The organism is Methylomonas methanica (assembly GCF_001644035.1).
In the GTDB taxonomy this organism is placed as follows: Bacteria; Pseudomonadota; Gammaproteobacteria; order Methylococcales; family Methylomonadaceae; genus Methylomonas; species Methylomonas methanica_A.
The window spans coordinates 58,995-83,638 of sequence record NZ_LUUG01000052.1 but is presented as its reverse complement, the minus strand read 5'-3'; the positions used below and the strand labels follow the sequence as shown (position 1 = coordinate 83,638).

At 47.1% G+C, this 24,644-nt stretch carries 23 protein-coding genes; all 23 read right to left on the bottom strand.

Translation table 11 applies throughout. From position 1 onward, the window contains the following. Nucleotides 1–38 precede the first annotated feature (38 nt). The gene (locus A1332_RS06305) at nt 39–1,631 is read right to left on the bottom strand and encodes a hypothetical protein (RefSeq protein WP_064007704.1); all 1,593 of its coding nucleotides are present in this window, start codon (nt 1,629–1,631) and stop codon (nt 39–41) included. Nucleotides 1,632–1,741: 110 nt separating this feature from the next. After that, nucleotides 1,742–2,029 carry a hypothetical protein gene (locus A1332_RS06300; RefSeq protein WP_231890227.1) on the bottom strand — a complete coding sequence of 96 codons (288 nt, stop codon included), beginning with the start codon at nt 2,027–2,029 and terminating at the stop codon, nt 1,742–1,744. Between the two features lie 108 nt (nt 2,030–2,137). Then, on the bottom strand, nt 2,138–2,584 hold the full coding sequence (locus tag A1332_RS06295; protein ID WP_064007702.1) for a hypothetical protein: 447 nt from the start codon (nt 2,582–2,584) through the stop codon (nt 2,138–2,140). Between the two features lie 94 nt (nt 2,585–2,678). After that, on the bottom strand, nt 2,679–5,621 hold the full coding sequence (locus A1332_RS06290) for a DUF748 domain-containing protein (RefSeq protein WP_231890226.1): 2,943 nt from the start codon (nt 5,619–5,621) through the stop codon (nt 2,679–2,681). Between the two features lie 22 nt (nt 5,622–5,643). Beyond that, complete coding sequence (locus A1332_RS06285) at nt 5,644–7,434, bottom strand: hypothetical protein (RefSeq protein ID WP_064007700.1); 1,791 nt, start codon at nt 7,432–7,434, stop codon at nt 5,644–5,646. A gap of 242 nt (nt 7,435–7,676) precedes the next feature. Beyond that, nucleotides 7,677–8,075 carry an RNA-binding S4 domain-containing protein gene (locus tag A1332_RS06280; RefSeq protein WP_064007699.1) on the bottom strand — a complete coding sequence of 133 codons (399 nt, stop codon included), beginning with the start codon at nt 8,073–8,075 and terminating at the stop codon, nt 7,677–7,679. Further along, nucleotides 8,068–8,424, bottom strand: coding sequence for a rhodanese-like domain-containing protein (locus tag A1332_RS06275; RefSeq protein WP_064007698.1), 357 nt, complete (start codon nt 8,422–8,424; stop codon nt 8,068–8,070). The genes A1332_RS06280 and A1332_RS06275 overlap by 8 nt, the downstream gene beginning before the upstream one ends. Before the next feature lie 25 nt (nt 8,425–8,449). After that, on the bottom strand, nt 8,450–9,406 hold the full coding sequence (gene ispH / locus A1332_RS06270) for a 4-hydroxy-3-methylbut-2-enyl diphosphate reductase (RefSeq protein WP_064007697.1): 957 nt from the start codon (nt 9,404–9,406) through the stop codon (nt 8,450–8,452). A 37-nt stretch (nt 9,407–9,443) separates the two neighbouring features. Then, the gene (rraA, locus tag A1332_RS06265; protein ID WP_064007696.1) at nt 9,444–9,929 is read right to left on the bottom strand and encodes a ribonuclease E activity regulator RraA; all 486 of its coding nucleotides are present in this window, start codon (nt 9,927–9,929) and stop codon (nt 9,444–9,446) included. 14 nt (nt 9,930–9,943) lie between these two features. Next, the gene (gene yegQ / locus A1332_RS06260; protein ID WP_064007695.1) at nt 9,944–11,299 is read right to left on the bottom strand and encodes a tRNA 5-hydroxyuridine modification protein YegQ; all 1,356 of its coding nucleotides are present in this window, start codon (nt 11,297–11,299) and stop codon (nt 9,944–9,946) included. Between the two features lie 43 nt (nt 11,300–11,342). Further along, nucleotides 11,343–12,113: a glycosyltransferase family 2 protein gene (locus A1332_RS06255; protein ID WP_064007694.1), complete on the bottom strand. Its 771-nt coding sequence runs from the start codon at nt 12,111–12,113 to the stop codon at nt 11,343–11,345. Nucleotides 12,114–12,124: 11 nt separating this feature from the next. Beyond that, nucleotides 12,125–13,381, bottom strand: a complete 1,257-nt coding sequence (locus A1332_RS06250) for a glycosyltransferase (RefSeq protein WP_064007693.1) — start codon at nt 13,379–13,381, stop codon at nt 12,125–12,127. A gap of 152 nt (nt 13,382–13,533) precedes the next feature. Further along, nucleotides 13,534–14,640, bottom strand: coding sequence for a glycosyltransferase family 4 protein (locus tag A1332_RS06245; protein ID WP_064007692.1), 1,107 nt, complete (start codon nt 14,638–14,640; stop codon nt 13,534–13,536). After that, the gene (locus tag A1332_RS06240; protein WP_064007691.1) at nt 14,637–15,554 is read right to left on the bottom strand and encodes a glycosyltransferase family 2 protein; all 918 of its coding nucleotides are present in this window, start codon (nt 15,552–15,554) and stop codon (nt 14,637–14,639) included. Before A1332_RS06240 ends, A1332_RS06245 begins: the two co-directional genes overlap by 4 nt. Nucleotides 15,555–15,566: 12 nt before the next feature. Beyond that, entirely contained in the window at nt 15,567–16,556 is a 990-nt protein-coding gene (locus A1332_RS06235) for an acyltransferase family protein (protein ID WP_082879563.1), read from the bottom strand. Next, nucleotides 16,537–17,526, bottom strand: coding sequence for a glycosyltransferase family 2 protein (locus tag A1332_RS06230; protein ID WP_231890225.1), 990 nt, complete (start codon nt 17,524–17,526; stop codon nt 16,537–16,539). The genes A1332_RS06235 and A1332_RS06230 overlap by 20 nt, the downstream gene beginning before the upstream one ends. An 11-nt stretch (nt 17,527–17,537) precedes the next feature. Continuing rightward, nucleotides 17,538–18,851, bottom strand: a complete 1,314-nt coding sequence (locus A1332_RS06225) for a lipopolysaccharide biosynthesis protein (RefSeq protein WP_064007689.1) — start codon at nt 18,849–18,851, stop codon at nt 17,538–17,540. Next, nucleotides 18,848–19,870: a GDP-mannose 4,6-dehydratase gene (locus A1332_RS06220; RefSeq protein WP_064007688.1), complete on the bottom strand. Its 1,023-nt coding sequence runs from the start codon at nt 19,868–19,870 to the stop codon at nt 18,848–18,850. Before A1332_RS06220 ends, A1332_RS06225 begins: the two co-directional genes overlap by 4 nt. Beyond that, the gene (locus A1332_RS06215; RefSeq protein WP_064007687.1) at nt 19,870–20,739 is read right to left on the bottom strand and encodes an NAD-dependent epimerase/dehydratase family protein; all 870 of its coding nucleotides are present in this window, start codon (nt 20,737–20,739) and stop codon (nt 19,870–19,872) included. Before A1332_RS06215 ends, A1332_RS06220 begins: the two co-directional genes overlap by 1 nt. 1 nt (nt 20,740) lies before the next feature. Next, entirely contained in the window at nt 20,741–22,357 is a 1,617-nt protein-coding gene (rfbH, locus tag A1332_RS06210; RefSeq protein ID WP_231890224.1) for a lipopolysaccharide biosynthesis protein RfbH, read from the bottom strand. After that, nucleotides 22,344–22,574, bottom strand: coding sequence for a hypothetical protein (locus tag A1332_RS06205; protein ID WP_064007686.1), 231 nt, complete (start codon nt 22,572–22,574; stop codon nt 22,344–22,346). Before A1332_RS06205 ends, rfbH begins: the two co-directional genes overlap by 14 nt. Before the next feature lie 30 nt (nt 22,575–22,604). Then, nucleotides 22,605–23,690, bottom strand: coding sequence for a CDP-glucose 4,6-dehydratase (gene rfbG / locus A1332_RS06200; protein WP_231890223.1), 1,086 nt, complete (start codon nt 23,688–23,690; stop codon nt 22,605–22,607). Next, nucleotides 23,690–24,454 carry a glucose-1-phosphate cytidylyltransferase gene (gene rfbF / locus A1332_RS06195; protein ID WP_064007684.1) on the bottom strand — a complete coding sequence of 255 codons (765 nt, stop codon included), beginning with the start codon at nt 24,452–24,454 and terminating at the stop codon, nt 23,690–23,692. The genes rfbG and rfbF overlap by 1 nt, the downstream gene beginning before the upstream one ends. Nucleotides 24,455–24,644 lie beyond the last annotated feature (190 nt).

Sequence of the window (24,644 nt, the reverse complement as noted above, 5' to 3'; positions counted from 1 at the left end):
GCCAATGCCCTCTCGGAACCGGCCGGCAATCGTCTTTGTTATATAAAATCATAGCCTTTCTTCTTATTCTGGGTGGGAATTACGTCGTCCAGAATGCGCCGGCACTCGAACTGCCAGTAGCCCAAGCCGATATTTCTGCGGCCGTTCAAGATGATGGGAAAATTTTCATGCCCCATAAACATTCGCAATAAATCGCCGTCTTTCAAGCGAAAAGAATCCATGATGATAAAGCTTTTTTCGCCTTCGTTATCTCTTGTGCCGTAAATTAAGGCTTTCTTGCGCTCCGCGTCGGTATCCGCCTCCAGCGCCTGATAAGCAACCGGGAAGGCTTGTGCGGCGATTACCATCACCTCGAATATCAGCTTGGAATCCTGCTTGGGGAGCAGTATTTTGCAGACCACGCCGAGCGAACGTTGTTGCGGCATCGCGTCTATCTTGCGGAAACTAACCAAGCTGCCGATGGACAGCACGCCTTCCTTGTGGAAATGACAGGACAAGGCGCGCTCGGAGTCAGTCTCGGCACGTATTTCCAGGCTGGTTTCCAAACCCGGTCTACCGGTTTCCAATAGATCATAGGTCGTTTCCAAACCAATAGCCACATATCTATCCAGCCGATCGGCAAAATATACCGTCCCTTGCGGCTCCCTACCTTGCCAGCGCTGCATCAGATAGTCGAACAGTTCCGCCGATAGCTTTTGATGATTATTTTTATCGATCTCAAGTGAACTAAAGCGCGCTTCCTCCTTGCTGCACAGCTTGTCTGCCTGCTTGATTACTTTACCCAGCTTGGTCAGATTCAGGTAAAGCATGGCCGAATCCGACCTGCGATCCGTTGGCGTCGTGTTCAGCAAAAAAGCCGGCGGCAAGTCTTCGTCCATTAAAATCGCGCATTGCACGGCTTGCTCGGCGACCGGTTTGGTTTCGATTTGCAGAAAATCGCTGATTTTCTCCAAAAACTCATACACCAATTGAAACTCTTTCTGCATCAAGCCGGATGGGTAGGCCAAACTCAGCAGCAATATTTGTTTATAGCTGTCTTCGACTGACGATAGTTTACTGAATATACCGCCCTGGTCGGCCACCTTGGAGCCAGCCTTATCCAGCTTCACGGCGAGTTTATACAACGAATGCAAATCGATCCAGATCCAATCCGGCACCGGATAGCTCATCATGTAGTGACTTATCACTATGCGGCTCAAGCCCCGGATAGTCCGCTGTATCGCCAACGCGGTGGACTTACCCTGCAACCAGCCGATTTCGCGGCGGGTCAAATCCTTCACCACGCTCCAATAGCCGATGGTAAATTGTCTTTCGATTGCGCAGGCCAAGCCGAATATTTTTTTTTCGCTTTCACCCTTCGGGAAACCGAATTTGATCAGTCGCGAGCGCAGATAATCGTCGATCAAGTAAAAACTGTCTCTGAGTAACTCCAAGGCATGCAGGCGTTTTGCCGCCGGCATTTCCACCGAAATCAATTCTCCCAGCAACTCATAAAACAAGCGGGCAGCCAGACCGGGATTGGCTGTCGGCAGTTCGGCAATCCATTGCCGTAGCGCATCGTCTGTAAACGACGCCGATAATTGAGGATCATTTTTTTGCTGGGGGATAACCAGAAAAAAAGAGTTTTTCACAAAGAATCCATTATTGATGAAAGTACTGCGAAGCCCTCCCTATTCGGCATGACATCCCAATAGGCGACAAAACCAACAGCATTCTGCGTTGCTACGCCATCAGCCATCGCCTAGAACAACCCTTCGTCGTCTATCATCAAATTTTGCAAGGCATTCACATCCTTTCTGAGTTGTTTCCTTGCCAATAACTTGCTTTGCACGCGCTCGGGAAGCTCGGTAAAAATCAATACCTGATTGGCCACCAGTAAATCGACCAAGTCGTCTATCACCCTGACCATATCGTTATCGGTGGCCGACAAGGCTTGCATGGCCTTATCGTTAGAGAGCTGCTGTAAAAATACCATCACTTCCGGGTGGTCGACATCGAGCCACTCGTCGCCGCTGTCGCGCAGTTGCACAATTGCTCCCGCCTGATCTCGGACTATAAACGGCACAGATCACCTACCATTGTCATAATCAGCAAAATATCGAAGCTTATCGGCGAGCACTGGCAACGCAAAAACCGATCATCTAGGCGAGATAGTCAAAGCGCCCAGAGTCACACCAATGTCTATACCGCGGCCCTTGCCGGAGAGTGCCAGGGAAATTTCACCTCGGGTTAGTAGCTGCCCGTCTATAGACTTGGTGGCGCCGGCATGCCCTTCAAAGGCCACAAAACTGCCGTAAATTTCATTCAGATTTCTAACTTCGGAAAACACCCCGGTGCCCTCGATTTCCGATTTACCGATGGTAAAACCTATGCTCTTTGAAGCCAGTGCTACTTGCGCCCGCTGTCCGTTACTGCAACTGATATTGCCAAGGCCATCGTATTGCTTATAAACGAATGACCAGCCGCTTAGTTTGTAAGTCATCGTGCAGGATGTTAACGATTGCGCGGCTGCCGGAGACACGAAAAACAGTCCGCCAAGGCTTAGCGCCAACAGCGGAATAAATCGAAAAAACTGGGTTGTCATTAGAATCTCCATTTTTATAAAACCTTAAATACAAATCGATGTGCCAGTATCACTGCGTAAACGTCATTATATTACAAACGGTGTAAGCTTCCGTTTACTGTGAAGCGCTCAACGATAACACCGATTTAATCCCTTCGGCTGTTTCGGCCTGATTCAACTCGGTTGCCAGCAGATATAGCCTGTCTTTACTAATGCCGCCGGGGTCGGCCAGATACTGCGCGATATGGTTGGCTCTGGCAATCGCCAGATCGTTGAGACGCTGCGGATCGGGGGGGAAAATACCTTCCAGTTTCTGTTGCGCCAACGGGTAAAAATCGGCTTCCGGATTGCTCTTGATCCGTGGTTTGCCCAACAACGATCTATCCATCTCCAGTGGGAAGACTTCGCCAAAAAACTTGGCCAGCAAACGCTTGTAGTCATCGTCGGACAATTCAATGTATTCGTGCCGAACTTTCTCACCCTTGTCGCGCAACTCGCCTGAGCGCATTTTTTTCAATACATCCTTTACCGCTTCAAAACGCATCGCCGGCCAATCCATGTTTTCATAGGCGATCCCTTTGATTTCCAGGGTCAGCTCGGGTTTGGTCAGCAAGGCTTTGTTAAGTTGATCCAATTTAGCGGATTCTTCGACGGCCAATTCGGCACTACCTGGCGCGAAAGCCACGGCACTAAAATCCTTATCGTCATCCAATAGCCAACCCAGCGCCTTGAACGGTGACAGAGCCACTTTAGAGATCAGATTGACCAACACATTGGCCAGCAAGGAGCCAATACTGAATTTCGGATCTTCCAAACTGCCGGTGATTGGAAAATCCAGATTGATTTTGCCGTCGGCGTCTTTCAGCAAGGCAATCGCCAAATGCAAGGGCAAGGACACCGCATTGGGATTTTCCACATGCTCGCCGAGTGTCAGCTGATCAATGAGTAATTTATTCTGCACCGCCAACTGCCCCTGCTTGATCGTATACCGCAAGTCCAGAGCCATCTGGCCTTTTTCAATCCGGTAGCCGGCAAACTCAGCCATATAAGGCGTAATCAACGGCAAAGGCATATTGGTAAAATTTAGGGCAATATCCGAATCACCCGTATCGAATTGATATTTGCCTTTGATGCCCACCGAGGCCATCTCGTAAACCTTACCCTTTAAAGCCAACTTGGCCTCGGCGTCTTTATCCGAGGAAAATCCGCTGACTTCGCCGTTCAGACTGTTCATGGCCGCCACGAACGGCAAAATCAAGGAGTAGTCTGAGAAATCGGATTTACCATCTTTCAATTCGATTTTACCGATACTGACACGCGGTTCGGCGGGTTTGTCGGCCGCCTGTTTTGCGGGAGGTTTGGCCGCTGGCGCTGGTTTTGCAGACGTTTGCGATACCATCAGGTCGTCGATATTGGTTTGACCGTCCTTTTTGATATTAAACCGCAGGTAAGGACGATCAAACATCACCCTGGCGAACTTGAAATCCTGTTTCGCCAAATCGATTTCTATCCCTGACACCTCCAGATTGGACCATTTCAAAAAATCCACGTTCTTGACCTGATCCCGAGTCACCAAACCTTCTAAATTGGCGCCACCTTGAAAGGTAAGTTGCAGCTGCTCGGCAACCGCCAATTGCAGATTGCCCTTCCCGCTAAAGTCGCCATCCACCAATTCCAGTTTCAAAAATGGATCCAGATAAGGCTGGAACACTTTAAGATTAACATCCTGAATATCCAGCGCCCAAGACCCCGTAAAGGGCTGCAAACTCATCTCGCCGTCAACTTTTAAACCGCCGGTATTATTAAACTTGCTGCTCAATTGCACAGGCAATTTGCCGCCGTCCTGCGTGCTGAATTTCTGCAATTTGCAACTCAACTCGCTCAGTTGCAGCTCCAGCGGCTTCGGCAGACTGAAATCGGTAAAATGAATGTTGTAGTTGTTAAGTGCTAACTCATCCACTTTAACCAGCCACGGCTTGCTCTCCTCCGCAACCGCTGGTGTTGCCGGTGGCTGAGTGGCGACTGGAGCAGAGGTATCGCCGGCAAACAAGGCCTGGTAATTGACAATACCGTCCGCTTGCAACCATGCGCTAATCGCCGCATCGCTGCTGGATACCGCGCTAATTTCAACTTGCTGTTGATTAACATCGACATTAATCCCACTGACCGCCAAGGCCGGCACGCTGACTAAAGGCTTACCATGATTGTTTTCGGTGATTTCCAGCTGCTTGATGTCGATGTTGCCGTTGCTGATTTTTGTCAGCAAGCCATGCGGCGCTTCGGCAAGCGTGTAATCGACTTGCAAGCCGAGCAGACCGTTGACGATTTCCACAGGCAGGATTTGTTGCAAAAATAATTGCCAGCTTCTTGCCAGACCAATCTTTTCCAACTTCAAATGACCCTTTGAAGCCAGTGGCGCAATTGAGAAATCGCCATGCCATTCGATATTACCGCCCGACTCCAAACCCATGCTCAAATCGCCGACCGCGCTGCTTGCCGCTTGGGTACTGAACTCGTTGAGTGTTAAATTAAGCGGTAACAGGTTTTCCGATAGCACTTGACCGGTAACAGCATCCTGCCAGCTAATGCGTCCTTCTTTAATCGCGATTTGATGGACCAACAGCGCCAAGCTATCGCCACCACTGTCTTTTGGGTCCGGCTGTGGCTCTGATTGCTTGACTTTTATATCCGCAAAGTTGAACGCGCCGTCGGCGCGGCGTTCGATATTGAATTGCGGCTTATGCAACTCGATGGCATCTAACACCACACCGCCGAGCTTTGCCGATTCCACTGCGTCCAAATCGACGAATAAACGCTCGAAGCCCACTAGGTCTTTGGCGTCTGTAGGCCCCAAGGCAAAGCCTTCCACCATCAACGTGAAGTTAAATGGATTGAAGCGAATCGCCGACAGCCGGGCTTGTTGTCCGGTTTCTTCCTGCAGCAAGGCCGGCAGTTTTTTTAACGCCAGCGTCGGCACCAGATAAAAACCCAATAAGGCATAGATAGCCAAAAGCGCGATTAGCCCCAACGCCGCGATCAAGCCTTTTTTCCGATTCATTGTCATCACCACGCGCTGGAAATTAGTGCAGCTTATTCAACAAATCGGCTTCTATCCGACATCCGCCGAGATCCGGATAATCGGCTAGGTTTTGTTCGAAATCCCGAAAGGACGGATGTTGAAAAGCCAGGCGGGCAATCTTGCCTTGGACTAACTCAAATTCCAAAGCCCCGCCTTTTTCGCGCGGACTGCCGGGCTTGGTGACAAACAGCATGATGCCAATATTCGCCAAAGGCTGACCTTGATCCTGAGCCGGACGCGCGCAACTGTAGGTCTCGACGCTCAGACCACTAAACACGCCCGCCAGCTGACCGGCGTTGATCAGCACGCCTTCGTCGGCAACCGTCGGTACTTGCAACAGCGTTTCCAAACCAAAGTTGCTCAAATGGTTTTGCAGCAACACCGTGCCGTTCCCGCCTTTTTCGGTATTTAACAAAGGGTACAACTGCCGAGCGGCCTCGTCTTTATTGGGGTTTTGCAAAGCCGATAAAAATTGCCGGGCCGCCGATTGAATCGGGTTGATGACACCTTCTTTTTTCTGCCTGGAGTTGGTCAGCGCCTCCCAATCCTGCTCGGTATTAACCGCCAGTTTCATGCTCTTCATCACGGCATAATCTTCACTGGCCAGACAACCGGCGAAATCCTTGGTCCGATATTGTTCCAGCAACTTGGGACGGATTTCGTCGGTCATGGCCCGCTGTGCGGAGATATTGAAATTTTTCCAATCCGGCGAGGTTTTGCTCAGGAAATAATACAAGACCGCATTGCGATCAAATTTATTGAAGCCCAAATCCTTCATCGCCAACTTCAAGCGCCGGCATTGGCTTTCCACATCCGGGTAATTCTGCCAATCCGGCTGCAAATTGGGTTTGGCAGCTGGGTCCACCTGATCGATCAACTGCCGCAAACTCACTTCGCCGTTGGCGGTTTGAATCGGTACCCGCCACAATTCATCAAGAGACAAATCATGCGCGTCGGGCGTCAGTTCACCCGAGGTTTTCAACAGCAATGAGGAGACAATTTCCGGGTATACCCGCAACTCACCCAGCAGTTTGCTTTCGGAAGACCAGGCGCTCAATCCGCCTTCGACCACCTCATAAACCCCCAGACGAATTTGATTGAAACTACTGCTGTCGCCTGCGAGTACCACACTAGCCGGCAAGGAATGGGTCTCGGAACTGTATTTACCGTTACCGGAAGCGCCGGCGGCCGGGGTTTTAGCCACCACTTGCGGATTGCTCTCCACCCAGTTGCCGGCCAGTTTGCCCATCACTGCCATACCGGCTCCGACGCCGGTGAATGCAAACAAACTACTGGCGGCATTGACATCGCTGATCAACTGGGAAAGATTGGCTTCGTGGCTGTTACTGGTCAAAAAATTGTATTCGATCAGCGTATCTTTGCTGGAATCGAGCCGTAACCAAGGCGTCAGAGAGGCTTTTTTGGTTTCCAGTTTGAAATTACATTTGCCGGTGGTGGCTTGATACAAAAAGCCGCTGGCTTCGCGCTTCAGTTTTAACGGATCGTTATGCACGCTAAATACCAGCGCCGCGGACAGGTCACCATTTTCGTAATGGCCGCCAACATCGGAACAACCGCCTTTCAGGGCATTGTCACCCTTGAAGTCAAAGTCCGATACCAATTGGACATAGTAATCGTCGCCACTCACCGTGTTTTGACCGCGTAACGGCTTGATCGGTAAGGACTCGGTTTTGGGATAATCGACGGCAATTTGCCGGGTCGTGGCGCAACCGCCCAGCAAACCGCTAGTTAGCAATGCAATAGTAAGGACTGAAAAACAACGTATCGACATTAAATATCCTATGGTGTCGCGCAACCCAGGCACGCATGCAGCATGCGCCCGATGCAATATCGTTTAAATGTAGAATCGAGTTCTTAGGCGCCGCTTAATCGTGAATCGATAAAATTTATCGTAAGGCATAATTAATGCCTAGGATAGACGCTATTCAAGCACTAATTCCATGCAAGTTAGCCGGGAATGATAAATTGAAGCGGGTTTTGTGGCTATTGTTTTGTTCGACGCGGCAATAGAGCTTACAGCGCGTCCTGTTTGAAGCGATGGATTTGCCGGCGTTGTTTTTTGTTGGGTTTATGATCGCGTTCGGACGGATGCAGCAAGGCTTGTTGCTGCTTGTGCAACTCGATTTGCTTGAGCCGCTTATCGATACTGGCTTGGTCTTCGCTGTAAAGTGCCGCCGCCTCTTGCGCCGGACGACGTTGTTTATTCAGATCGGTGACTGTAATCTGCCAACTGTATTGATCCTTGGTGACGCTAATCACATCCCCGACTTTCACTTCCTTGCCCGGTTTGCAACGCTGGCCGTTGACATGCACTTTGCCGCCGTTGACCGCATCACCGGCCAAACCACGCGTCTTGAAAAAACGCGCGGCCCATAACCACTTATCGATGCGGACTTGGTTTAACTCACTCAACGCTTAAACCGCTCTCCGTCCAGGCTTTAAAACCGCCCGCCATACTCACCGCGCCGCTATAACCCAGTTGATTCAATACCTGAGTAGCCAGTGCCGAACGCCCGCCAGTCTGGCAATAGACGACTATGTCCGCCTGTTGCCGGCCTTGAAAATCCGGATGACTGTCGATTTTAAATTCCAACAAACCGCGAGGAATATTGACGGCTCCCGGCAAATGCCCAGCGGAATATTCGGCGGGCTCACGCACGTCCAGCAATAAATTACTCAAGCGCGTTTGCGCGGTCACCACGTCGATTTCAGTAATCTGTTGTTTGGCGGCAGCCACCAGTTCTTGGGCAGTAACGCTCATAAATATTCTCCAGTCGTAAACGGAATCAAGCTTCCATGTGCTTTTTCAACTCTTTCGGAATCGAGAATACCACTTTTTCTTCTATACCTTTATTTTCACGAACCTGGGTGGTTTCGCCGCCCCATTCCTTCAGTTGATTAATGACTTCCTGTACCAGCACTTCAGGCGCGGAGGCACCGGCAGTTACACCGACCACGTTGATGCCGTCCAGCCACTCTTGTTTCAAATCCTTATGGGTATCGATCAAAAACGCCTGTTTACCCAGCTGTTCGGCAATTTCCCGCAAGCGATTAGAGTTTGAACTGTTTGGCGAACCTACCACTAAAATCAGATCCGAAATCTTTGCCAGATCGTGGACCGCATCTTGGCGGTTTTGCGTGGCATAGCAAATATCGTCTTTCTTCTGCTCCTTGATGGACGGAAACTGCTCGCGCAACGCGTCAACCATTATTTTGGTGTCGGTCATAGACAACGTGGTTTGCGTCACATAGGCCAAATTATCCGGGTTGTTGACCCTCAAGTTTTTTACGTCATCCGGGGTTTCAACCAGATAAATGTCACCATGTTCGGTGCACTTGTCATATTGACCCATGGTGCCTTCCACTTCGGGATGACCGGCATGGCCGATCAGAATCACTTCCCTATCCTGTTTGGCGTGTTTGGCAACTTGCATGTGTACTTTGGTAACCAAGGGACAGGTCGCGTCGAATACCGTCAATTTGCGTTCTTCGGCTTCTTTTTGTACCTGTTTGGAAACACCGTGAGCACTAAAAATTAAGTACGAACCGACCGGCACGTCGCTCAGTTCTTCGATAAAAATAGCGCCTTTTTCTTTCAAGCCATCCACTACAGTACGGTTATGCACCACTTCGTGCCGCACATAGATAGGCGCGCCGAAGGTATCGATCGCTTGATCGACAATTTCAATAGCCCGGTCAACGCCGGCACAGAATCCACGAGGGTTAGCGAGTACGATTTGCATATTCTTGAGTATTTTACTTGGTTAAGACGAAGCGATTTTAATCCAATTTTGTTTCCGAGACGATAATTCCGTCGCTATCGGCATACAGATAATGGTCTTTTTTGAAATTGACGCCGGCAAACGTGATCACTGTGTCCCTGTGACCATGCCCATGTTTACTGCTACAGAGCGGGTGAGTATTTAGCGCCATCACGCCAATCGGCATGCGGTTAATCGCTTCAGAGCCGCGAATACTGCCGTACACGACTATGCCCTGCCAGCCGTTTTGCACTGCCAAAGCAGTTAAGGTATCACCCAACAAGGCACAACGCTTAGAGCCGCCGCCGTCGATCACCAGCACCCGATCAGTCACTTTTTCTTCCAGTGCGGTGCGTACCAAGGTGTTGTCCTCGAACACTTTTAAAGTAGTGATTTGCCCACTAAACTGGCTTTTAGCGCCGAAATATCGAAACAAGGGCTCGGCAATTTGAAAGTTTTCCAAGCTTGAAAAACGGTCACATAAAGCGCCGGTAAGAAATGACATACAGCCTCCAAAGGCTAGTAATAACGCGCCAGCAATCCGTACTGGCAATCGACATCTGGCAGTGGAATTTTCACTTCATAACCACCGCCGGACGCTTCCTGCATAGGCTGGCCGTATTTATCGACCATATTCTCGACCGTTATATCCCGGTTGCCATGCGGCAGGATCAACTCCAACTTATCGCCCAGCGCAAACTTGTTTTTCACGCTAATGTCCGCCAAGCCAGTTTCCGTATCGTAACGGGTAATTTCGCCGCAAAACTGCTGTTGGTGGCTTTTAGAATAGCCGGACAAGTAATTTTGATGTTCGTGGGTATGGTGACGTTGATAAAAGCCGTCGGTATAGCCGCGATTTGCCAGGTTATCCAGGATACCCAACAACTCGGGCTGGAATGGCCGGCCCGCCAACGCATCGTCTATCGCTTGTCGATAAGTCTGCGCGGTGCGCGCTACATAAAAATGCGACTTGGTGCGGCCTTCGATTTTCAAGCTGTCGATACCGATTTCCACCAAGCGCTGTACATGCTCGATCGCCCGCAAGTCCTTGGAATTCATGATATAGGTGCCGTTTTCGTCTTCCATCACCGGCAACAACTCGCCCGGACGGCCTTCTTCTTCCAGGAAATAGATATTGTCCGCCAAAGGATGCCGATCGGCACCACCGCAACTAGCGGTATTTAGTCCCTGATTCAGATCGTTCATGGAGATGACCGCGCTATCGGCCAATAAATAATCGCCTTCTGCATTTTCCACTGCTGGCTTGGTATCGTATTTCCAACGGCAAGAGTTGGTACAAGTACCTTGATTCGGATCGCGATGATTGAAATAACCGGACAGCAAGCAGCGACCGGAATAGGCGATACACAAAGCCCCGTGCACGAATACTTCGAGCTCCATGTCCGGACATTGCTGACGAATCTCGGCGATCTCGTCCAAAGACAATTCCCGCGACAAAATCACCCGTTCCACGCCCATACTTTTCCAGAACCGGACGCTGGCGTAATTTACGGTATTGGCTTGCACGGACAGATGAATCGGCATATCCGGCCACTGCTCGCGGGTCATCATAATCAAACCCGGATCGGCCATAATCAAGGCATCCGGCCCCATCGCAATGATCGGCTCAATATCTTTAATAAAGGTTTTGACTTTGGCGTTATGCGGAATCACGTTCGCAGCCAGGAAGAATTTTTTGCCCAATTGATGCGCTTCGGCAATACCTTTGGCCAGGTTGTCGGCCATAAAATCGTTATTGCGTACACGAAGGCTATAACGCGGCTGCCCGGCGTAAACGGCATCGGCGCCGAAAGCAAAAGCATAGCGCATATTACGAATGGTACCGGCGGGGGAGAGAAGTTCGATGTGTTTCATGTCTGTACTTAAAAATGAGCTGACAGGCATTTTAACAAAGAATCTATCCGGTAACTTTCGGACGTTTGAAGAATTGCGGTACTCGCGATAGCATTTTGCGAACAATGAAGGGCAGCATGGACACTCGTAGCCCATTCTTTTTACATGCTCTGTATGCCTCGATATTACCTTCTAACACGCCTCGGACACTATTATTGGAAACCCCTCCTATACGCATATTTACCCAAATATTCGGCACATACACTGCCTTGATATTGTGAACCTCAAGAAAACGCATGGTCAATTCAAAGTCTGCCTGCCGCGGAAACTCGAGATCGAACCCGCCGAATTGTTCATATATCTTCCGGCGCACAAAAAAAGTGGGATGCGCGGGCATCCAGCCTTTTTCAAAAAGGCCATGTTGAAAAGGCTTTGATTGCCAATAGCGCGTTACGTGGTTGGTATTTTTCTGATCTACGTACACCAAATCAGCATAACAAGCATCGACTGTAGCATCGGTAAAGACGCTGGCGACTTGATCCAGTACCGTGTCGTTAGCGTAGAAGTCATCGGCGTTAAGTATCCCGACAATTTCCCCAGTCGTCATGGCGAGACCTTTGTTCATGGCATCGTAAATACCCTGATCCGGTTCGGAAACTGCACGCAGCAATGCCCCGTAACGCTGCACCACAGCCCTGGTGCCGTCCGTCGACGCGCCGTCGATAATGATGTGCTCCTTGTCCGGGTATATTTGCTTTGCTACAGAAAGAATGGTGCCCTCGATAGTCGAGGCACTGTTGAAGCAAACAGTGATGATCGAGATTAAATTAGACACAATTGATTATTTCATTGGAATACTATGCTGGATGGAGCATGTTCGCGATAAAGCCTAAGCAGCTTTTCAACGACAATCTCTTCGGAAAACGTCTCAACCATGTGCCGCCTACCATTTTCACCCAATTTCCGTAAGGAGGACAAATCGCAGTCCAGCATCCATAGCATTCCCTCGCACAATGACTCCGTGGAATAAGGAGCGGCAAGATAGCCGTTGACTTTGTGAAATACAATCTCTTTAAGACCTGAGCAATCAAATGCGATAACCGGTGTCTCACACGCCAAACTTTCCGCTGCAACCTGTCCAAATGATTCAAGTAGCGATGGTACAACGGTAAAGTCAGCGCGGCTGTATAGTCTCGCCAGTCTCGACGGTTCCATCACATGTCCAATCTCAACATGCCGGAAGCCAAAATAAATGGGATTTTTGCCTGCCGTCCCCCCAAAACTAACCAGCACAATATTACTTTTATCCTTTACACGAGTTGCCAGCAAACGTAAAGCTTCGTGCAGCAAGTGAAAGCCTTTCATACCCATATGCTTGCCATGCACGGCTCCGAACAAAATGACTCTGTCATGGGCCAACACGCCGTAATCCACTAAAAAATTACTAGGCGTCGGGCTGTAAAGCTCTGTATCCAAGCAGTTGGGTATAAGCTGTATATCGAAGTCTTTCAATAAAGCGCTTTTATTTGCCCGTTCAACCATCCAACTAGACGGGGCGGTAAAAACAACTCTATCTTTGATAGCATTTAAAACTCTTTTTTTCCTAATCCAGGTCAATCGGTCCAGATCAATGCCGATTACATTTTTATTCGCGAAACTATAACCTTCAATAAATCGCATACTCTCCAATGAGTAATGTTCGCTTCCGCAATAAAACCATTCATCATGTAGAGTAATAATTATTTTCCCTTTTATACTGGGAATTTTCTCCAATGCAATGGTTTCATTATTTATCCAATGCAAATGAACCAATTCAGAATGCCGAATGGCGTTCAAAACGCTGCTACAACTAAATAAATTAATCGAATGCTTAACGGAGTTTTTACTTAACTGGAGCTTCTGCAACATAAAAGCAAATACTCTTTTAATGAAATGCAAAAAAAACTCCAGTTTTCCTGGTGCTATTACCGATTCGTCGTTCGAAAATTTTTCGACAACAACGTATTCAACGGCATCCTGTTTTTTTCTTAAAGCTAGAAAAACCTTATGAGCGGCTTTCGCCGCACCGCCGCGAGACTCTGAAAATGATACGAGTGAGATCAAGGGGCAGGCCTTAGACTTCCCAACCGTAATTGGCTGTAAATCTTCGCACGGATGATATACGTTCTCTCACTTGATAAAGGTTCCGACGACGAAGCATTTTTCAGACATTATTGGTCAAGGTTTAAACAGATTGAATTTAAAAGTAGCAAAGCCTAATGCTCTATCTCTTTTACAAGTCGACTGGCACCATCAAGTAAATTGCTCACCCATCTTTCCGGCGTAAATTGTAAAGACATTAAATAACTGTTCTGCGACATGACATTTCTTTGATCCTCCCCCAGAGCGGCATAATGCGACATTGCCCAAGCCAACTCTGCGGCATCCCCGGTTTCTACCACATATCCGTTGTAACCGTTTTGTACCAGATGCACCGATGCTCCTACTTCCGCCGAGCAAATGAGCGCCAATCCCGCCGCCGCCGCTTCGTGCAGTACCAATGCCCAAGGCTCGAAAGTACTCGGCAAGACTAAGCAACATGCCCGGAGTAATTCGCCAGATAAATCGTCGGGCTGACAAAAACCCATAATTTCTATACCCTCCACATGTTCGAGTAGAGGCTTTAACAGCCCCGTCCCATAGCACCTGAGCGGCCAAGGCTCCGAAACCGACTGTCTATAGCGCCGATAAGCCTCAACCAAAACATCCAGACCCTTCTCCGGCGCGAGTCGACCGACATAAACAAAAGCACGGGACTCTTCTAACAAATGTTGCCGTTTAAAGTGGATAGGAGAAAATTTCTGATGGTCGCAGCTCAATACGCCACGCAAAATTCGCCGCTGTGGAAACCCCAATCTATGTGCAAAATCAGCCTGCCGTTCACCAGCAACAAATAACGCATCACAAATCGGTTTTAAGTAGAACCGAGAAACCATTAGCCCCACCTTTTGCTTGACGGTTCCTCGCCATGGGTTATCCACCGTAATAATCCTAACTGCCTGATGCCTATATTTTTTAAGAATATGTCTGTGTCCCGGCACATTCCATCCACAGGAAACAATCACATCGGGTCTAAACTCTTCCAGTCGGTTTAATAATTCATTTTCATCCAAATTAGCGTCCCATTCGTAACGCTCTTTAATCCAGGAAAATAAGCTCTCATCGTAAGGAGCATCCGCAGAAACCCGAATATTGGAAACGAAAATTTCAACACCATCGGTTTCTGCGAGAGCCTTTAAGCAGGCATTTAGGTATCCGGAGAGAAGGGTCCAAAGGATGGCGACACGTTTTGTTCCCGTAAATTGATTCGAATGGCTTGTCACTGTAGCGCCCTAAAAAGCCTCAAACTGCGTTTGGTGTAGTATTTGAACAGAATCCAGCGTTCAATTAACATTAAAATAAAACCAGGGGCTACCTTGTTCTTTATTTTAATCTTTCCATATTCTTTAAGAACTTCCAGTGTTCTATCAGTACCGACACCACCTTCTCGCCAAGCAGAAAAAAAAATATCTTTTAGCTTTACTGCCGGGAAGTTTCTATAAGCACGCAATAAGTGCTCGTAGTCCATGCAAAAAGAATTGTCTATATCGAATAAGCCGTAGCGCTCGAACATTTTCTTATGCGTAAATAACGCTTGGTGCGGCAAAGACATCCGGAAAAGTAGTGATCGCTTATTAAATTTTGATGTGTATCGCTTAGGTGCTACCCACAAAACTTGCTTATCGTCGTGTTCCGAAACTCGCTGAATTCTGCCACAAACCAACATATCGTGTTCCGCGTCAACACCTTCCATCATTTCAGTGACGACATGGCTAGACAATAGATAATCCCCAGCTCCCTGAAAATTAAGGTAGTCGCCTGCCGACAACATAACCGCTTTGTTAAATGCGTCGCTAATGCCTTTATCGGGCTCGCTAACCCAGTAATCGATTACGTGCCCGTAGCGCTGGAGGATATCCAAGGTTCCATCGGTCGAACCACCATCTATTACGATGAATTCAAGGTTTTCGTAATCTTGATCAAGAATGCTTAACATCGTACGCTCAATAAACTCAGCCCCGTTAAATACAACCGTCAAGATACTAACTAAGGGATTCTCGGGATTGGACGATTTAAAAACTCCCTCTGTTCTCAGCCCACCTTCGTTATTTCGTTGAAGGTTATGCGCAGGGAAAAGCATTCGTTCAAATCGGGGTTTTACATGAATGTTAGAAATTAACAAATTATTAGCTAACATCACTTTTAAAATTTACGTTTGTTTCCGAACAAAACTGAATATTTTGTTTTCATTATACTTACCTTTGATAAAAATCAACAAAGACAAAACCGCTACGGTACATAAAAACTTTAAATACCATTCCCCATTAAAATAATGCTCTACAATCAGATGAAAAACATTATTCAGGTAAGCATGCAAGACCAAAACGAGCATAGACTCGATACCGAATACTGTTAGGAATGGGTACCGTTGCAGCAGAAAATTAAAGTTAACAAATAAAAAAACTAAAAAATAACTAAGGAATGAAGTACAAGAAAAAACCAAATAAATATTGTCGACACTATTTCTGGCCATATCAAGCGGCAACAACAAATCAAAAGAATAAATCACTAAAAATCCCAGTATAAAAAACAATAATTTCCAAATTGAATTACGTAGCAAATTTTTTTTATATTTAGCAAAAATATAACCTGCCATCACCCAAGGTAAAGCAACAACACCTTTATCCAAAGCCAATGGCAAAATTTGACTTTCCAATATGTAACTCGAAAATACCAACACCAAAATCAACAATAATATTACGTTTATTTTCATGTATTTTATCAACAGAAAAACAAAGGCTCTCGCCCAAAATAAAGCCGGCAAAAACCATAATACAAATCCATAGTGTTGCAGATGATCGATATCCATCCACCAGAAAAGCCCGACCAACTCATCTAAAACGCTTTGCCTTTCACGCCCTAACACAACTTCTTTTATTGCATTAACCACTAAGCCAAGCAACCCAAATATAAAGTATGGCACAAAAACACGTCTAGCATTTTTCTTAAAAAATTCAATTACGGAATTATCAGGATTGACAAAAATCCCTCCTATAAAGAAAAACAAAGGGATATGAAATGAATATATAAAAGAGCCTAATGGTGACTGTATATGCCCTAACACCACTAGCAAAATAGCAAATCCCTTACAGGAATTTACTGTAATACTAAATGATTGATTAAAATTTCGATTGTTCATGGCTGGTATTGGCCCGGCGCAGCGATTCTATTATTTCATCAATGGCAATAGGAAACGTTGCAGCCAATACGATCAATGCTTCAAAAACAGTCCCGCTCCCCTCGAATTCAGAGCAATGCTTGGTTAATGAGATTATAGTCCGTGTGCGTTGCATTCTCGACAACCAAGAACGGGCGGCATACTTGACCCAATAGTTTCTTGTCAATTTTTCAGCAAAAAACCATGCCAACGCTGCCCGATAGCCTTTCTCTACTTCATTGTCATTATTTAGCGTGGTAAACGAATCTGGATGGGAGCGAAAAAACACATCGGACGATGGAAGCATCACCACTGATTTATAAGCTGCTGCGGTTAATGCAAACAGCAAAACATCTGGCCCGGCGCCATTTAACGTGAAATCTCGAGGAATACGTGTAGGGAAAGATAGCTGTAGATTCTTCCTAATATCCAGCATACGAAAAACAGCAGCCCCAGGCGAGAATGGAACCCTGGCATTCAGTAGCAATTGAAAATACCGTGCCGAAGGAATATGCTGTTCCTTAGTGGATAATAAAAATTTTATCTTTCCATTCTCGGGCCAAGTACCAATTATTACTGCTGTGGAAACAAAACCTACTTCTGGGTTTTCCAAAAAAGGGAGTGTGTGCTCAAGAAATTTCGGAAATATCAAATCATCACTGAACAGTACTTTCCCATATTCGCCTCGTGCTTTTTCTACACAGGCCAGCCAATTTCTTACTGGACCAATATTAGTATCATTCTGGAAAATACGAACTCGTGGGTCTTTTGCCGCAAACTGTTGACATATTTGCCAGGTTCCATCATTACTAGCGTTATCAACCACCAAAACTTCAAAATCGGTGAATGTTTGATCCAGTGCAGACTGAATACATTCAGAAATGAATCTCTCACGGTTATATACAGGAATTAGGATGCTGACCTTTGGCATATCAGCCACATCGGAACTCATTACTGTGACACCTAATTTTGGTTACGAATTATATACAGCACTTGAATCGGCAGAGCAATACCTGCAAAAAGTAAACTTATGCAAGTTGCCAATACGACACCATATGAACCAAAGCCTAACTGATTTGTAAAAAACAGAGCCAGTGGGATATTAACCAGCATGGCCGTTATTGCTGTGTACAGCTGAACGGATATATTGCCTATTCCGTTTACAAACATCGCAAAGATATTATTCCACATGGAGATAAAGACAAACAACCCCATTGCACCTACCAACTGTAATGAAACATCAAATTCAAAACTTATCCAAAAGGATATAACGGATTTCGCTATTAAGACCAAGATTACTACCACCATAGCGATGCCAACTAAAAACATTAGTTGTTTTCGCAACATACGGCGAATCCAGATAATATCGCTTCTATGGTATGCATCCGTATAGGCAGACCAAAGCGGTGCGGAAATTAAAGTATGCGCAAAACTGATTATACTAAAAAGCTTGAAAACAACCTCGTACTCGGTTACATATCTTGGACCAAAAATCTGAGCAATAAGTAACTTATCGGTCGTAAATATAACTAACACAGCTAGCTGAATTATGAAGAATTGCATGCCTACTGATAATAACGGGTGAATATGATGTTTATCCCAAAAAAACTTAGGCAACAATTCAGGATTATGTTGATAAAATCTGACACTCAATATCAAGTTTGCAACAATCATTGAAACGCCATAAACAATTGCCAAATTACTAATCGAGGTATCAGTTAACTTCGTCAAAACAAAGATAAAAGTTAAGGTAAGTATGTTTGCAATCAATGGCCCTAAAGCAATCAGAGATGATTTTTGCACTGCGCCAAGTAGCGAGCTGATCAAACCAATCCAAAAATTCAACAATATGAAAAATACCGAGATTTGCACTGTTATGCGCAGCGTCTCTTCCGGAATCGCCTGGGAGTTAAAAACTATTTGCCAAGGAATAAAAAATGAGGCGCAGGTAACTACCGCCCACAATATCAGCGCTATCGCACCAATCAAGCTGTAACCTGATGAGATGTAATGAGCAGCTTCTACACGATCATTCTTCGCCAGAGCTTCTGCCACCTTATTACGAAGACCATTGCCTATGCCTAGATCAAAAAACACAATCCATGACATCACCGTAAGTAATGTGGACCAAACACCAAACTGCTCCTGCCCCAGATAATCAATCATCAAAGGAATTGCACAAAACGACGCCGCCATACTGACAGCTTTGTAAATCACCGATCCTTTTATCTGCCGCAAATAATTTCGGGTACGTTCGTTGGAAACTACGTCACTCATTGCGATTGGTCAACCCATTTCACCATGGCCGATACGCCGTCCGGTGCAGTGACTTGAGGCTGCCAATCAAGCAGGCGTTTAGCTTTGGCTATGTCGGCCACAAACACGCGTTGATCGCTTTCCCGCACAGGTAATTGCTTGTAATTAAGCCGAATACCAACGATTTTTTCCAATAATTCAAACAGTTCCAACAAAGACAGACTGTTTTCTATACCGCCACCAATATTAAACACTTGCCCTTTAGCTTTATCGATGTTGCTCAGTGCGGCTATATAAAGACTTTTCATATCTTCGGCATGAAGCACATCACGTACTTGTTTGCCGGTACCGGAAATAGTGAAAGGCTCTTTGCTCAGGCCTTTAGCGGTTTCCACCGCCTTTTGACAAAACCAGCCAACCCAGCCTTGATCAAATGTCGCGAACTGTCTCCCGCCGTACATCGACGAGTGACGAAAAACCACGGTCTTAAGCCCGAATATACGCGCGTAATCCAGCATATATTGATCAGCAGCTCCTTTGGAACAGCCATAGGGCGAATGAAATTCCAACGGCACATTTTCACTGAAACCACTGGGGTACTCATTGCATTGATAGCGCGTTTGGGTCTGTGCATAAGAATACTGCTCCAAATCGCCATAGACTTTATTGGTGGAGGAATACACCACAACCGCGTCCGGCGAATACTGTCTAACAGCTTCCAGCAGATTGAACGTCCCGATTGCATTCACCTCGAAATCCATGCGTGGATTGGCAATCGATGTGGTCATGGCCACTTGTCCGGCCAGATGAAATATGGCATCCGGTTTGAACGACTGAATAACACGGGTAATGTCATTCTGATTGCGAATATCGCCATGTTCAAACACGAATTCCCCCTGAGTTTGCAACCATGACAAATTCGCACGTGATCCGTTGCGGTAGAGATTATCGAACACCAACAAATCGTCGCCCCTCGATAGCGCATCGGCAGCTAAATTACTACCCAAAAAGCCGCATCCGCCAGTAATCAACAGTTTCATTATTTTGATCCTTTAATAGTCATCTGCAATCCTTGCACGAGATCATGATCGCAATGCCAGCCTAATGCTTGCAAGGCACTTACATTTGCTTGAGAAAGCATTGATTCCCCTGCCCGGTAGGGCAATACACCGAAATTTAAGCGGGTTGTCGATGCAGTTAAGTTATGTACCGTTTCGACAAACTGCCTGATAGTGACAGCAACACCACTACCCACTGCAAACTCGATAAACCAGTCTGCAAAAGCATCTCGTTTATTCAGCAAAAGCAGGTAGGCTGTTATCACATCATTTATGTGTATAAAATCGCGTCGCTGCTCACCCAGTGTCAGGTTTAATTCCGGTACATTAGCCAAGCAACTATTGATAACGTGGGTGGTAAATTTAGAATCATCGTCACCCGCGCCATAAAAATGCTCAAGTCTCAAATTGATAAAACGAATTTTCTCTTGGTGCGCGAAGTATTTCCCCCATTCTGAAAATTGCCCTTTGGAAAGTGTGTAGGGATTTAGAAGCTTATCCAATGCCGTATCGGTATTGATATAAACATCAACATTTCCAAACACAGCTGCTTCTAATAACTTCAGCGGAAACAAAAGATTGGCTTCGGTTATTTGACTAATACTCTCCCCGTTTCTGCCGTAACATGTAGCGGTATGAATAATTGCATCGAATTTTCCAAAACCAGCGAACAACTCAGCCAGATTAGTTTCCTCTAAATTGTACAAAGCCAGCCTGGGTAAAATAGCTTGGATCCTGTTCAAAGAGGATAGTTTTCGTTTAAGGGCGATCACCTCATGCCCTTCTTTGAGTAACTCCGTAGCTAAGTGACTGCCTAAATAGCCGGTCACTCCAGTGACAAGGACACGCAAACTATTGACTCACACCAAAAAACAATTCTAATTTCTCAACGACAAAACTCAACATCTCTTCAGTCAATCCCGGATAAACACCTATCCACAAGGTTTGATTCATGACCTGATCAGTATTATTCAGTTCGCCGCTGATACGATAGCTACGGTCTTGAAAATAAGGCTGACGGGTTAGGTTTCCGGCAAACAACAAGCGGGTACCGATCTTGTACTGGTCCAAATATTTCAGCAGATCGACGCGGGCGAACCCGGCCGATTCGCTTAAGGTGATGGGGAAACCGAACCAGGAAGGCTCACTGTTTGGCGTCGCCTCGGGCAGGATTAAAAACTGCTCGCAGGATTTTAGCCGCTGTTTCAGATAGTTGAAGTTACGCTTACGTATCGCAATAAATTCCGGCAACCTATCCATTTGCGCCAGAGCGCAGGCAGCCTGCATGTCACTGATTTTCAGGTTGTAGCCCAAATGTGAGTAGGTATATTTATGATCGTAGCCCTTCGGCAAGGTACCTAGTTGCCAACCGAAACGCATGCCGCACGTATCGTCGCAACCCGGCGCACAATAACAATCCCGTCCCCAGTCGCGGAACGATTCGATAATCTTGCGCAGTTTGCGATCCTTGGTAAACACCATGCCGCCCTCGCCCATCGTAATGTGGTGTGCCGGGTAAAAGCTGCAAGTAGCAATATCGCCGAACTGTCCCACATGTTGACCTTTGTAGGTGGAGCCCAGCGCATCGCAACAGTCTTCGATAACCCATAAATTATGCTTGTTGGCTACGGCCATGACCGCATCCAAATCAAACGGGTTTCCCAAGGTATGGGCGATCATGATGGCCCGCGTGCGCTCTGACACTGCTGCTTCAATTTTTTGCGGATCGATATTGTAAGTCGGGATTTCCACATCGACGAACACCGGCACCATGCCGGCATGCAAAATCGGATTGACAGTAGTCGGAAATCCCGCAGCGACGGTAATCACCTCATCGCCCGGTTTTAAGGCGCGCTCGCCTAGCTTAGGCGAGGTCAATGCGGTAAACGCCAACAAATTTGCCGAGGAACCAGAATTGGTCGTCAACGCATACGGCACGCCGACGAATTCGGCAAAACGTTTTTCAAATGCTTCGTTGAAGCGTCCGGTGGTCAACCAACCATCCAAGGACGCATCGACCATGTTTTTTAGTTCGCTGGCACCCAGCACTTTACCGGAAGGTGGGATGACACTTATTCCCGACACAAACTCTTTAGTAGGACGGACTGCTGTTTGAAACTGTTCGACTTGGCGACCAATAATCATACGCATTACTTTATCCAAGGCCTTTGGATCTACAACGCCCACTTCACCGCAAAAAAAACGCGGCGAAAACACCATCTGCTTACTAACCGGAAAAGCTGTAGGTTTGTCCAATTGACCAGAAAGTAGCTCGTTGGGATTAACCAATAACTGATCTTCGTCCGACCATTGCTGAACTTGACTGCTGCCCGGTATCCCCATGACATCACCCTTGCTGTTGGGCGATGAGGTGATTAACACGGGACGTGGTTTAGACCCCTTGGAATCGACGAATGGCACCTTGTAAATGTGGATGGTTCCAGGTTGAAGTGCGTTAGCTTCGAACATACTTTTCCCATAGCGCGTCTTCTTCTGGATTGCTTTCAATGACAGCAGAATAATTGGCAAGCAATAGTTGCTCGTCTTCGCTGAGCTGGATTGCACTGTTTGTGCCAACTGGCATTACAATCACTTCAAACTGATCACCCATATCGGCGGGTATATCGATGTGTATTTGACGATTCGCATCTACACACAAAATTTCTCTTAACACCGCTTGCCTCATAACCAACTCCAAAACCTAGATTTTACTATTTTACACGGACTCTTTAATGGCTTCAGACTGGAATTGAGCAATCTGCTGAAGCGCAACATTATGCATGTCCTTGCCTTGGCGGTAAGCTTGTTGCCATATAATGATTGCATTTAAAGTATCTTGAAGACACCAACGCGGAGACCAAGCCAATCGTGCCTTGGCTTTTGAACAATCCAATTTTAAATAATGCGCCTCATGCGGGTGCTCTCCGCTATCGACCACCCAACTGGCACCTTCACCCCAGTTCATAGTCAAGTGTTCCACTATCCATCGCACCGGCTTGGCATCGTCTTCGTTTGGTCCAAAATTCCACGCCTCTGCATAGTTTGGTCCTGCTTCATGCAGTTTTTCCGCCAGTAACAAATAGCCGGATAGCGGCTCCAATACATGCTGCCAAGGGCGAATGGCGTGAGGATTGCGGATATTAACCGGCTGGCCTTGGCTAATCGCCCGTATAATATCTGGAATTAGCCTGTCTTCCGCCCAATCGCCGCCGCCAATCACATTGCCGGCTCGGGCAGACGCCAGTGCTACACCATGATCGGAATACTTATCCGGATGAAAATAGGAATTGCGGTAAGCGGCCGTCACCAATTCCGCGCATCCCTTACTGTTGCTGTAAGGATCGTAACCGCCCATGGCTTCGTTCTCGCGATAGCCCCAAACCCACTCGCGATTTTCGTAGCATTTGTCGCTGGTTACATTGACTACAGCTTTGACGCTTCCGGTGTGACGCACCGCTTCAAGCAAATTCACCGTACCCATCACATTGGTTGAGTAAGTCTCGACCGGTTCGCTATAGGAGTAACGCACCAATGGCTGCGCCGCCATATGGATCACAATTTCCGGCTGATACTTGTCAAACACGGCTTGCAACTGCGACAAATCACGAATATCGCCGATGATGCTGGTCATGCCTTTTTCAACTTCAGCGACTTCGAACAAACTTGGATTGGTCGGCGGCTCAAGCGCATAGCCGACAACATGCGCTTGCTTGGACTGTAACCACAATGATAGCCAGCTACCTTTAAAACCGGTATGGCCCGTCAGCAAGACGCGCTTGTCCTTCCAAAACTGCGCACTCATTACCATACCTTCCAGGGCGGATTAAGGCTCCATAATTCCTCAAGGTGATTCTTATCGCGCATGGTGTCCATCGCTTGCCAGAACCCCTTATGATGATAAGCGGCTAATTGATTTTCGGCTGCGAGACGTTGCAGCGGTTGCGACTCCCAACTAATCAGATCACCCTGTATGTAGTCCAACACCGACGGCTCCAGCACGAAAAAGCCACCATTGACCCAGGCCCCATCGCCAGCAGGCTTTTCCTGGAAATCAAGAACGGCATCGCCGACAATATTGAGTGCGCCATATCGACCAGGCGGTTGAATCGCCGTCAGCGTCGCAGCTTTGCCTTGCGAACGATGGAATTGAATCAGGGTATCGATATTCACATCGGCCAAACCGTCACCATAGGTAAAGCAAAAGGTTTCGTCGCCAATGTAGTCTTTCACGCGCCGCAACCGCCCCCCGGTCAGCGTATCGTGCCCGGTATCGATGAGCGTGACTCGCCAAGGCTCGGCGTTTTTTTCGTGCACTTCCATACGATTATGTTCCATATCGAACGTTACATCCGACATATGCAAAAAGTAGTTGGCAAAGTATTCCTTGATGACATAGCCCTTATAACCGAGGCAGATGATGAAGTCGTTAATGCCATAGCGCGAATAAATCTTCATCAGATGCCACAAAATTGGCTTGCCGCCAATTTCTATCATAGGTTTAGGTTTTAGGTGTGACTCTTCGCTAATGCGCGTGCCGAATCCGCCGGCTAGGATGACTGTTTTCATGTTGGTAATATTACGATGTGTGGCTGATACTACTTTGTCAGATTCTCAAAGGTGCTCGTCATTCCGGGCTTGCCGAAGCCGTTAGACTACACAGCGAATCCAGGCCCGAGGCTGGGTCGAAGCTTGCCATCTATGGCACTGGATACCCGCTCTTGTGCCCCGTCGGTATCCAGGCGGACATAACGGCATT